Annotated in this window: 10 protein-coding genes; 3 read left to right on the top strand and 7 right to left on the bottom strand. The window is 63.6% G+C overall.

Annotated elements, in window-relative coordinates:
• Positions 1-8 precede the first annotated feature (8 nt).
• Together C8264_RS16010 and cobA are read right to left on the bottom strand one after the other, a co-directional pair.
• A complete protein-coding gene (locus tag C8264_RS16010; RefSeq protein ID WP_108461983.1) occupies positions 9-1,304 on the bottom strand; it encodes a cobyrinic acid a,c-diamide synthase CobB in 1,296 nt (431 codons plus the stop codon).
• A gap of 99 nt (positions 1,305-1,403) precedes the next feature.
• Entirely contained in the window at positions 1,404-2,240 is an 837-nt protein-coding gene (gene cobA, locus C8264_RS16005) for a uroporphyrinogen-III C-methyltransferase (protein ID WP_108461982.1), read from the bottom strand.
• A 68-nt stretch (positions 2,241-2,308) separates the two neighbouring features.
• Between cobA and C8264_RS16000 the strand changes: the two genes are divergently transcribed.
• Positions 2,309-3,037: a cobalt-precorrin-6A reductase gene (locus C8264_RS16000; RefSeq protein WP_108461981.1), complete on the top strand. Its 729-nt coding sequence runs from the start codon at positions 2,309-2,311 to the stop codon at positions 3,035-3,037.
• Here C8264_RS16000 and C8264_RS22950 read toward each other — a convergent pair.
• Complete coding sequence (locus C8264_RS22950; protein ID WP_108461980.1) at positions 2,971-3,396, bottom strand: cobalamin biosynthesis protein; 426 nt, start codon at positions 3,394-3,396, stop codon at positions 2,971-2,973. The genes C8264_RS16000 and C8264_RS22950 overlap by 67 nt on opposite strands.
• 278 nt (positions 3,397-3,674) lie before the next feature.
• Between C8264_RS22950 and C8264_RS15985 the strand changes: the two genes are divergently transcribed.
• The gene (locus C8264_RS15985) at positions 3,675-4,574 is read left to right on the top strand and encodes a cation diffusion facilitator family transporter (RefSeq protein ID WP_205245705.1); all 900 of its coding nucleotides are present in this window, start codon (positions 3,675-3,677) and stop codon (positions 4,572-4,574) included.
• A 46-nt stretch (positions 4,575-4,620) separates the two neighbouring features.
• Positions 4,621-5,088 (top strand): hypothetical protein, encoded by a 468-nt coding sequence (locus tag C8264_RS15980; RefSeq protein ID WP_108461978.1) that lies wholly within the window; start codon positions 4,621-4,623, stop codon positions 5,086-5,088.
• Between the two features lie 12 nt (positions 5,089-5,100).
• Here the strand turns inward: C8264_RS15980 and cobO are convergent, their stop codons facing one another.
• The 4 genes from cobO to C8264_RS15960 form a co-directional block, all read right to left on the bottom strand.
• On the bottom strand, positions 5,101-5,709 hold the full coding sequence (gene cobO, locus C8264_RS15975) for a cob(I)yrinic acid a,c-diamide adenosyltransferase (protein ID WP_425430691.1): 609 nt from the start codon (positions 5,707-5,709) through the stop codon (positions 5,101-5,103).
• Positions 5,710-5,738: 29 nt separating this feature from the next.
• A complete protein-coding gene (cobN, locus tag C8264_RS15970) occupies positions 5,739-9,728 on the bottom strand; it encodes a cobaltochelatase subunit CobN (RefSeq protein WP_108461976.1) in 3,990 nt (1,329 codons plus the stop codon).
• 109 nt (positions 9,729-9,837) lie between these two features.
• Positions 9,838-10,896: a cobalamin biosynthesis protein CobW gene (cobW, locus tag C8264_RS15965; protein ID WP_108461975.1), complete on the bottom strand. Its 1,059-nt coding sequence runs from the start codon at positions 10,894-10,896 to the stop codon at positions 9,838-9,840.
• The gene (locus tag C8264_RS15960; protein WP_108461974.1) at positions 10,893-11,624 is read right to left on the bottom strand and encodes a CbtA family protein; all 732 of its coding nucleotides are present in this window, start codon (positions 11,622-11,624) and stop codon (positions 10,893-10,895) included. Before C8264_RS15960 ends, cobW begins: the two co-directional genes overlap by 4 nt.
• Between the last annotated feature and the right edge of the window lie 13 nt (positions 11,625-11,637).

Here is an 11,637-nt window from a genome sequence, read left to right as displayed (position 1 = left end):
GGTCGCGCTTATGCCGCATCGATGACGTGGGCGTAAGAGCCCATGACGCGCCCGATCACAGCGCCCATGGGTGGCATCGCTTCGCCCTGCGCATCGGTCGCGGCAAACAGGGGCGTGAGACGCGATTGTTTGGCCGAAGAATAATGGAATTCGTGACCATTGAGCCTGCCGGGCCAGGGCAGCGCGCCAGCGTGGATCAGGCGGCGATAGCCCAGCACGCGCTTGGGCCGGTCGATGCGGGTGGTGACGGGCAATAGGCCTGCCATGGCGTGCCCCTGACCTGATTTGTCGACCAACGTTTCCCCCAGCACCATGAAGCCCCCGCACTCGCCATAAATCAGCACATTGCGTTGCTGCGCGGCTTGTATGCCGGCCTTGAAGTTCATGGCGGCAGACAGCGTTCCCCCATGCAGTTCGGGATAGCCGCCAGGCAGAAAAACCGCGTCGGCGTTGGCATCGGGCGCCTCATCGGCCAGCGGAGAAAAGAAGCTGAGTTCAGCGCCCATGCTGCGCCAACCATCCAATAGATGGGGGTATAAAAACGCAAAAGCCTGGTCGCGGGCGATGGCGATGCGCTGGCCCAAAGGCGGCAAAGGGATGGATGGGCGCTCGGCCGGTGGGAGTTTAGCTGCGAGTTGCTGGAGGCGGTCGAGATCGAGATATTGACCCACGCTCTGGGCAGCGGTGTGGAGAAAGGTCTCGAACGCACTCACTTCGGCCGGTAGAACTAATCCCAGATGGCGCTCCGGCAGCACCAGATCGGCGTTGCGGGGAATGGCGCCGAGGCAGGGGATGCCGGTTGCGGCGAGCGCATCCGTCAGCATGCGTTCGTGCTTCATCGACGCAACGCGATTGAGTACCACGCCTGCAATGCGCACGCCTTGGCGCCAATGGGCGAAGCCAGCCACCAATGCGGCAATGGACTGGCTTTGCCGGTCGGCATCGACAACGAAGATGACCGGCAGTTCAAGCAATTCGGCCAGATCGGCCGTGGAGCCGAAGCCATCAGCCGCGCCATCGAACAGGCCCATGACGCCTTCGACGACCAGCAGATCAGCACCGATAGCCTGGGTTTCAGCGAGCGCCTTGAGCCGGGAGGGCGACATAGACCAGGGATCGAGATTGACCGCGTCGCGCATCGCGGCGCGGCCGAGGAAGGTCGGATCGATGTAGTCAGGCCCCACCTTGGCCGGGGCGACCACCACGCCATCTTGGCGCAGGGCCGTAAGAATGCCCAGGGTAACAACCGTTTTGCCCGAGCCGGAGCGCGGGGCGGCTATGACAAGCCCCTTGGGGGAGGTCATGGGGTTATTCCGGCGGGGGGCGTCGTATTCATCACGGTGTCATTCCCGCGAAAGCGGGAATGACGTGGTGGGTGGGAATAGCGCTGTGGGGTGTTGGAATTAGCCAAAGACGTGGCTCCGCGCTTGGCCGATATACCAGTCGAGGGTTTCGCGATGGGCACTGACGGGGCCAAGGACGACGATGGCAGGGGTAGGAATGTCGGTAAGTTCCCCTGCCCGGTTCAAAGTCGTTTCCAACACCCTTTGCTCCGGCGTTGCGGCGTTGGAGACGATGGCCAAGCGGTCACTGCCGGAGCGGCCGCCGGCCATGAGCTTTTCAGCAATCGAGCCCAAATGCTTGACGGCCATGAACATGACGATCACGGGGCTGGCGTGCGCCACGGTCGCCCAATCAACACCGAGGGGAACGACGCCATTTTCGTCGTGGCCGGTCAGGAAGATGACGGATTGATTGTTTTCCCGATGGGTTATGGGAATTCCGGCATAGGCGAGGCCGCCCAATCCAGCAGAGATGCCGGGGACGATGCGGAACGGCACGCCGGCACGCGCCAGTGTTGCCGCCTCCTCCCCACCGCGCCCGAACATGTAGGGGTCCCCGCCTTTTAGCCGCAGGACGCGCTTGCCGGCTTTAGCCAGATCGACCAGTTGCAGGGAAATATCGGTCTGTTTCGGCGACGGCTTGCCACCGCGCTTGCCGGCAAAGATCAGTTTTGTGCGGCGTGGCGCCATATTCAATAGATGCTGGGACACCAGCGCGTCGTGCACGATGACGTCGGCCTGGCCGATGCCGTGATAGCCTAGGAGCGACACAAGGCCGGGGCCGCCTGGCCCGGCGCCGACCAGCCAGACCGTACCGGGCTTCAACTCCGGAAAGTCGGCATTGTCCAAGGCGGCGAAATGACCGCGTCGGCGGGGTTTGCGGATCCAGTCAAACATCAGCGCGCGCTCCCTTGAGGCGAGCCCGCGAAACGGGCAGATTGGCCGGGAGCAAGGCGCGGCATGACATGAAGATATTGATCCTTGGTGGAACGGCAGAGGCTCGCGAACTGGCCAACCGGTTGGTGGCGGCGGGCCATGACGTCATTACCTCGCTGGCTGGCCGTACGCAGGACCCGAAACTGCCGCAAGGTGGCCTGCGCATGGGCAAGTTCGGCGGCATTCCTGGGCTGAGCGCTTATTTGCGCGTAGCGGGAATCGAGCGGCTGGTGGATGCGACCCATCCCTATGCCGGCATGATGTCGATCAACGCCGTGGCTGCCGCGCTGGCCACCGGCGTCCCGCTGGTACGGTATATGCGGCCGGCCTGGGAGCAGCAGCTTGGCGATGACTGGATCACGGTCGAGACTGCTTCGGAGGCCGCGGCCGTATTGCCGTCGAACGCCGATGTATTGTTGACCACGGGTCATGCCGGGCTTGAGCATTTCATGGAGCGGGATGATTGCCATTTCATCGTGCGCACCATCGAAGCACCGGCAATGGAGCTCCCGCGTCATGCCACTTTGCTGCAGAGCCGTCCGCCTTACACGCTGGATGGCGAGATGGCGCTGATGCGGCGCGAGGAGATCACTCATCTGGTCACCAAGAATTCGGGTGGGGCGCAGACTGCGGCAAAGCTGGACGCGGCGCGGCGGCTTGGAGTGAAGGTCATCATGATCGCACGGCCACTCTATGGTCCGGCCACGGAAGTGGCTGATCTCGACGCGGCGATTGCGGCGCTGGGCCTCACTGGTTGAGCCAGGCTGGCAACCGAAAACTCCGTGTCGCATCTGGCAATGGCGCAGGTGGCGTAACGCGATTTGCGTTTGCCTAGTTGTAGAGGCCCGGCGGCCGCGACTACGGCTTCACAGGTGCTATCAATGCCGGGCGCGAGGGCATCGTCATCAAGGAAAAACAGGGGAACGTCGAACCGGGTTGCGGTATCGATCAGGGCTTCGCTGCCCCTCTTGCGACTGTGGGTGGCAAACGCCACGATCTGCCCGGCTTGGCAGTTCGCTTCACGTAGGCAGGCCTCGACCAGGCCAACAATCTCGCTTGTGCTGGCGGCTGTGGAGCAGCCAAGACCGATCAGGATCGAGTCGTTATCATTGGTCATCGTCGCCTCTCAGTAAGCAAGAGGCAGGTTCGCTCAAACACCGTTGCAGCTCCGGAGTTGGTCCCCGAGTTGGGTCGACCGCACCGGATTCTGTTTCAGTTCCTGGTGGAACTCTGCGCAGAATTGGTTCTAGGCAAGCAGAAGCGCGTGGTCAATCAATGGGTTCGCCGGAAGCAGACGCAGATCGGAATGCTTCTGAAAATGATTTGCAAATTCAATGGCTTGCCGCGCAGCGTGCTTGACATTAAGGCAGGGGATCACCTCAGCGGGGCGGCGGCTTGAGCATCACCGAGAACAGAACACTGGCGATTGCCGGGGCCAGCCTGCTGGTCGGGCTGATCGTGCTCGGCCTCAAGTTCCTGGCCTGGTATGTGACGGGCTCGATCGCGCTTTATTCGGACGCGCTAGAATCGATCGTCAATGTGGTGACCGCGATTGTCGCGCTGATCGCCGTGCGTCTGGCGCAGCGTCCCGCCGATGCAGCTCTGCCCTATGGCTACTACAAGGCCGAGTATTTCTCGGCAGTGGTGGTCGGCGTGATGATCATCGTTGCGGCCATATTGATCCTGCGCGAGGCCTATTTTGGATTCAGGTCACCTGAACTGCCGCAATCGCCGACGCAGGGATTGGTGATCAGCACCGTGGCGACTGTCATCAATTTGGTTTGGGCGCAGGTATTGTTGCGCTACGGACGCATGGCGCTTTCGCCAGCCATCAAGGCGGATGGCAAGCATTTGATGACCGATGTGGTGTCCACCATCGGCGTGCTGCTCGGACTGGGGCTGGTGCTGCTGACGGGCTGGGCCATTCTTGACCCGATCCTTGCGGCGCTGGTGGCGCTCAATATCCTTTGGTCCGGTTGGGGCGTGATCCGCGACAGCGTCGGTGGTCTGATGGACGTGGCCGTGTTGCCGGAAACCCAGAAGACCATCCGCGAAGTGATTGCCGGCAATGCCGAAGGCGCCATAGAGGCGCATGACATTCGCACGCGTCAGGCCGGCAAGATGACCTTTATCGACTTTCACCTGGTGGTGCCGGGCAGCATGAGCGTGGATGATGCCCACAGCATTTGCGACGGGATCGAGGCCAAGCTGCGCCAGGCGGTGCCCAATGTGCAGATCACCATCCATGTGGAGCCAGAGCAAAAGGCGAAGCATTCCGGGATCGTGGTGCTATAAGCGATTGCGGCTTGCCGGATGCGGTACGGACGGGCAGAATCGCTCCATGCGCATCATCCTCACCTTCCTTCTCGCCCTGCTTGCCACGCCTGCCTCCGCCCAGGGTTGGGAGGCGTATCAGAACAGCCGGTTCAGCTACTCCATCGACATTCCCCCGGGTTTTTATACCCAATCGGAGAGCGACAATGGCGATGGCCGAACCTTTGCGGCCGAAGGCAAGGCGACGTACCTCATGGTATGGGGCGGCAATCTGCTGGGCGATTTCGAGAGCGAAGTCAGCCGACGCATCGAGGCGGAAGCTGGCGAAGCGTGGAACGTTTCCTATCAGGCCGTGACGCCGCAATGGGCGAGCTGGTCGGCCGTACGGGGATCACGCATCGTCTACCAACGCATGACGATGCTCTGCGATGGCACGAGCTACGGGGCCTTTCGGGCCGAGTATTCGGTGACGGACAGCACGGTGATGGACCCGATGATCGACCTGTTGGTGGCCAGCCTGCGCGGCAATTGCTGAGCCACGCAGCCGCTAGAATTCGATGCCCAGTTGCGCTTTCACGCCGGATCGGAAGTGGTGCTTGATCTCGGTCATTTCGGTGACGAGATCGGCGATTTCGATCAACTCATCCTTGGCATTGCGGCCGGTGACGATGACGTGCTTGTCCGCGGGCTTGTTGCGCAGGACCTCGACGATCTCATCGATGGGCAGATAGTCGTAACGCAGGCAGATGTTTAGTTCGTCAAGCAGCACCATCTTGTAGCTCGGGTCGGCGATCAGGCGCTTGGCCTGCTCCCAGGCGTTGCGGGCGGCGGCCAGGTCGCGCTGGCGATCGGCGACGTCCCAGGTGAAGCCTTCACCCATGGCGTTGATGGTGACGAGATCGGGGAACTTCATCAGCACGTCGCGCTCGCCGGTTTCCCAGACGCCCTTGACGAACTGCACCACGCCCACCTTCATGCCGTGGCCCAGCGCGCGGAACACCATGCCGAAAGCAGCGGTGGACTTACCCTTGCCCTTGCCCGTGTGAACGATCAGCAGGCCCTTTTCCTGGGTCTTGGTGGCGAGAATCTTGTTACGGGCCTCCCTCTTTTTCCGCATCTTTTCAGCATGATAGGCATCGCGCTCGGCCTCGGTCATCAGGTCGGTCTTCTTGAGCGGCTTGTCGGTCATGGCGTGTCCTCGAGAAAGGCATAGGCGGAATTGGAGCGGGGTGTCCAGAAGCCGCGCTGGCGGGCTTCGTTGAACTTGGCAATGAGTTCGTCGTAGCCGTAGCGGTTGCTGGTGCGGATGAAGTCGCGCGTGGCGTCGTCTTCGATGAAGGCTTCGAAGGCGAGATCGAAGTGGTGCGTCTTGACGGCCCCCGTGGTGGCCGCGAAGGCGAACATGAAATCGACCGTGGCGATGATCTCGAATGCGCCCCGATAGCCGTGGCGTTTTACGCCATTGATCCATTTCGGATTGACCACGCGGGAGCGCATGACGTGGGAGATTTCCTGCTCGAGCGTCTTGATCAGCGGGCGTTCGGGGCGGGAATGATCGTTGTGGTAGATCGTGGGTTTCTGGCCCGTGAGCGTCTCGGCGGCGGCGGATAGACCACCCTCGAACTGGTAATAGTTATCCGAATCCAGCAGGTCGTGTTCGCGATTGTCCTGGTTGTGGATGACGGCGTCGATATCACTGAGGCGAGCGGCAAAGCGAGCGCGTTCGGGCGTGCCGGCGGCTTGGGCGCCATAGGCGTATTGGCCCCAATCGAGGGCCTGATTGGCGAGGTCGGCCTTGGTGGACCAGGTGCCTGAGTCGATGAGAGCATTGAGACCGGCGCCGTATGCACCGGGCTTGGAGCCGAAGATGCGGTGGCCGGCGGCGAGGTGATCGCCAGCAAGTGCGTCGGTGCGCATGGTGGCGGCGATGGGGTTGTCTTCGGCGGGTTCGTCCAGGGCCCCTATGGCGCGGATGGCGCGGTCGAACAGGCGGATCTGATCCGGGAACGCATCGCGGAAGAAGCCGGAGATGCGCAGTGTGACGTCGACGCGCGGACGGCCCAGTTTCGCGAGCGGGATTATTTCGTAGCCGGAGACGCGGAGGGAGCCCGGGTCCCAGACGGGTTTGGCGCCGATCAGCGCCATGGCCTGGGCGATGTCGTCACCACCGGTGCGCATATTGGCGGTGCCCCAGACCGATAGCGCGACCGAGCGGAGGTGATGGCCATGATCCTGCAAATGGCGGAGGACGAGGCTTTCCGCGGATTTTCGGCCGAGTTCCCAGGCGGTGGGCGTGGGGATGGCACGAGAGTCGACGGAATAGAAATTGCGGCCCGTGGGCAGTACATCCAGGCGCCCGCGGGAGGGCGCGCCGGATGGGCCAGGGCGGATGAACTTGCCGTCGAGGCCGTCGATGAGGGCCGCCATCTCGGCAGAGCCGGATTGTTGCAGGCGGGGGCGGATGGTGGAGGCAATGGTGGCGAGGACGGCGTTAGTGGCGGTCCAGTTCGTGGGTGCGGAGAGCGTGCCGTCGACCAGGTCGGCGGCGATGGATTCCAGGTGTTCGACGATGTCGCCGACCGTTCGAAGATTGTGGCTCTCGTCCCCCCTCCCAACCTCCCCCGCAAGGGGGGAGGTGCCGTCCAGTGTTTGCGGCCCGTGCCAAGGCTCGCCCAATCTTGCCGTTAAAGGATCGAAGCCGAGTTTGAGGTCGTCGGCGAGAGCGCGGATGAGGGAGGCTTCGCCGGGGGTTTCGCCGCGGGGGACGCGGGCCAATGCCACGATGAGATCGCGTTGGAGAATGCCGGTGGGGGATTGGCCGAAGACGTGAAGGCCATCCCGGATTTGCGCTTCCTTAAGGTCGCAGAGGAAGTTGTCGATGGCGATCAGCGCTTGGGTTTCATCTTCGGGCAGGCCGATGTCGCGGTCGAGACGGCTGTCACGGGTGAAATCGAGGATGCGGCGGCGCAAATCGGCAAGGCGGCGGCGGTCCATGCCGGAGGCGGCGTAGTATTCATCGAGCAGGGCTTCGAGGTCCTTGAGCGGCCCGTAGGTTTCGGCGCGCGTGAGCGGGGGCACGAGATGGTCGATGATGACGGCGCCGCTGCGCCGTTTGGCCTGGGTGCCCTCACCGGGGTCGTTGACGATGAACGGGTAGAAATGGGGCAATTGGCCCCAGAGGGCGTCGGGATAGCTGGCGGCGTCAAGTGCAGTCGCCTTGCCGGGCAGCCATTCAAGCGTGCCGTGCTTGCCGTTGTGGATCAGGGCGTGGGCGCCGAAATCGTGCCGTAGCCAAAGGTAGGCGGCGATGTAGGCGTGCGGGGGCACGAGGGCTGGGTCGTGGTAGCTGGCGGTTTCGTCGAGATGATAGCCGCGGGCGGGCTGGAGGAGGATCGCGACATTGCCGAAGATTAGGGCCGGGAGGTGGAAGGTGTTGTCGCGAACGAAGGGGTCCGTGGCGGGGTCGCCCCAGCGAGTGGTGACGGCGGTGCGGATGGGTTCGGGGAGCGTAGCGAAGAGTTCAGTATACCGGGCCAGCGGGAGCGTGGCGGGGGACGTGCCGCGCTGGGGGTTAGCGTTGGTGGGGCCCGATTGGAAGGCGTGGATAAGGTCGGTGCTCGTCCAGTCATCGAGGGCACGCCCTCGTGGTTCGACAGGCTCACCATGAGGGCTACTGGGGGATGGGTCTAGCGTGTAGCCGGCCGATTCCATCGCTTGCAGCATACGGATTGTGGATTCGGGGGCATCATAGCCGACGCCGTTGGCGAGACGGCCGTCGCGGATGGGGTAGTTGGCGAGGACGAGGGCGATGCGGCGCTTAGCGCGGGGAGTGGTGCGGAGCCGGTGGTAGTTCTTGGCGAGGATGACGGCGCGCGCGATGCCGGAATGATCGGGGGTGTAGCTGGTGAGGGGCACTTGGCAGAGGTCCTGCCAGACGGCATCGGCCTTGTGGCCGACGAGGAGGCCCCCAATGCGGCCGTCGACTTCGGGCATGACGAGGAACATGGCCATGTCCTTGGAGGACAGGCCTTGCGGATCGGCGATCCATTGCCCTTCGGAGCGGCCGGACTGGATCAGTTGGATGACCGGGGCGTCGCAGGTGGAGAACGGGTTGGATTTGGGGTCGAGGCCATCAATGCCCAGGGCAAAGCCGGTTAGGTTGAAGATGGCGCTTGGCGGAAAGGCTGAAAGGGCGTTCTGGACGAAGCGGACGCACGCGGCCTCCTTGAGGGAGGAAACGAGCAGCGGGACGGGCGTCAGGTGTTGGCGCTCGAGTTCGGCGATGAGGGCTGTGATGGTGGCGGTGCCGGCGCCTTCCAGGGCGGCTCGGTAGAAGAGGATGGGGATGTAATTTACAGTAGACCCCCTCCTGAGCTTGTCGAGGGACGAGGTCGTGGCAGGATCGGGTGCCCCCATCGGGTCAAGCCCGAGGGCAGGCTCTCGTGGTTCGACAAGCTCACCATGAGGTCTCAGGTGAATTGCGCGTAGGCCGGATTCGTCGGTGATGCCAATGGTGGGGTGCCAGAGGCTGAAGCGGGCGAAGGGGGTGGGGTGCAGGTTGGCCAGAAGAGACCCCTCATCCGCCCTTCGGGCACCTTCTCCCACAAGGGGAGAAGGTGGGCCGGGCTTTTGCGGAGACGCAGAGTTCACCTTCTCCCCTTGTGGGAGAAGGTGGCGCGCAGCGCCGGATGAGGGGGCCTGCAGGAGATTGAAGGCTTGGAGGATCGTATCGGCGTTATCAGGACCGCCGGCGATGAAGAGGCTGTGGAGGCGGGTCCAGTCTTCGGGGTGGACGGTGGAGCGCGATTGCAGGATTGGGTCGGGGTTGGCGTCGCCGGGGAGCAGGGCGAGGGGAATTTTGCGGTTGGCGCAGAGGGCGGTGAGTTCGTCGACGCCGTATTGCCAGTAAGAGGCGCCGCCGATGAGGCGGAGGACGACGAGACGCGCGTGGGCGACGGTTTTTTCCAGCCAGAGATCGACGGAAAGGTTGTTGGACAGGCGCAGCGTGTTGGCGAGGCGGAGTTCGGCCTCCCCTGCCCGGTCGGCCGCGCCGGCGAGCATGCTCAGTTCGCTATCGGCGGACGAGGCGAAGACCAGGGCGCCGGGGCGCTGGTTGAGGTCGATGGCTTCGCCCTCCTGCTGGATGGCGCCGGCTTGGGCGGAGAGGAGGTGCATGGTTACCCGGCCATCACGATTGTTGATAGGCCGGCACCCCCACCCTTGATCCCTCCCCGCAAGGGGGAGGGTGTCGACGGAGGGATCGAGCTCAGGACCGTGTCGAACATCAGGCCGCCGCAGCCGTGGCCCGTTGCAGGCTGGCGGTGATGGCGGTGTGGTCCAGGGGCGATTCGCCGATGACGACGAGGGCGGTTTCGCGCGATTCGCTGTCTTTCCAGGGGCGGTCGAAATAGGCGGTGACGCGGGGCCCGACGGCCTGGATGGCGAGGCGGGCGGCGGCGCCGGGGATGGCGGCGAAGCCTTTTAGGCGCAGCACGTCGTGATCGCGGATGGTCTGTTCGATCGCGGCGAGGAGCTCGTCCTTGCTGGCAACAGAGGGGATGCGGAGCGAGAAGCTGTCGAAGTCGTCGTGCTCATGGGTTTCCCCGCCATGTTCGAGTTCGTGGTGGCTGGGGCGGTTGGCGATATCTTCTTCCGAACCCATGCCCATGCCCAGGAGCGCCGCGATATCGACATGGCCGTTTCGGGCATGGATGATGCCGACGCCGGGGCGCAGTTCGGCGCGGATGTTGCTTTCGACCTTGGCGAGCATGGCGTCGTCGACGAGGTCGGCCTTGTTGATGATGACGAGGTCGGCGACGGAAAGCTGGTCTTCGAAGAGTTCGCCCAAGGGCGTTTCGTGATCGAGCATTTCGTCCTGGCGGCGCTGCGCATCGACGGCGGCTTCGTCGGAGGCGAAGCGGCCTGCGGCGAGAGCCGAGGCGTCGGCGACGGTTACAATGCCGTCGATGGTGACCTGCGCCTTGATCTCGGGCCAGTTGAAGGCGCGGATCAACGGCTGCGGCAGGGCAAGGCCGGAGGTTTCGATGACGATGTGATCGAACTTTTCCGGGCGCGCGAGAAGCGCCTGCATGGTGGGAATGAACTCGTCGGCCACGGTGCAGCAGATACAGCCATTGGAGAGCTCTACCATGTCCTCTTCGCGGCAGGTTTCATCGCCGCAGCCGGCGAGAATATCCTTGTCGACGCCGAGATCGCCGAACTCGTTGATGATGAGGGCAATGCGCTTGCCCTTGGGCGCGTGGGCCAGAAGATGGCGCACCAGCGTGGTCTTGCCGGCGCCGAGGAAGCCCGTGATGACGGTCGTCGGGATCTTGGTGGTCATGTGAAGGCTCCGGCAGGCTGGTTGCGGACGGCTAGGTAATCGTTCATGCGGCCAAAGGTGACGCCAAGGACGATCCAGAACACGGCGGCATTGAACAGCACCGCCGAGGCGAAGGACGCGGCAAGGCTGGCGGGGAAGCCGGTGGCTTCGTCCGGCGCCTGGGGGGCGCCGATCAGATGGGGCAGGATGGCCAAGGCGATGGCAAGGGCGAGGGCCCAGGGGGCGCGGAACTTGGCCGTCAGCAGCAGGGCGCCGCCGGTGGCCAGTGCCGTGCCGGCCCACCAGAGCTGGCGCGCCAGGGTATCAGCGACAGGCATGCCGGGTAGGCCTGGGGCCAGGCCAAAGGCGGGCGCCAGGGAAAAGGCCGCAAAGCCGCCGACGGCCCAGAGCAGGCCGGTGGACCAGGTTATGGGGAGATTGAACAGCACCGAAACAGCGCCGATGATGAGGGCGTAGCCGGCCGCCATCAGGATATTGGCCAGCACGGTATAGGCTGTGCGCTCGAAGCCGTCCTGGGGCATCCACTCGTTTTCGCCATGGTTATGGGCGGGCATGCTCTCAGCATGCTCGTGATTTGCTGCGGCATTGCCGTGATTTTGCACGCCTTCGCTTTCATAAGCTTCGGCGGCAAAGATCAGCGGCGTGACCCGGAAATATTGGACGGCCGAGGTGACGAGGCCAGCACAAAGCGCTGCGACGAGCGCAGCAAAAAACAGATTGCGGAACATTGGTCGTCTCTCT

It is taken from the genome of Devosia naphthalenivorans (assembly GCF_003056355.1).
Classification (GTDB): Bacteria; Pseudomonadota; Alphaproteobacteria; order Rhizobiales; family Devosiaceae; genus Devosia; species Devosia naphthalenivorans.
This window is presented reverse-complemented; position numbering and strand designations above follow the sequence as displayed.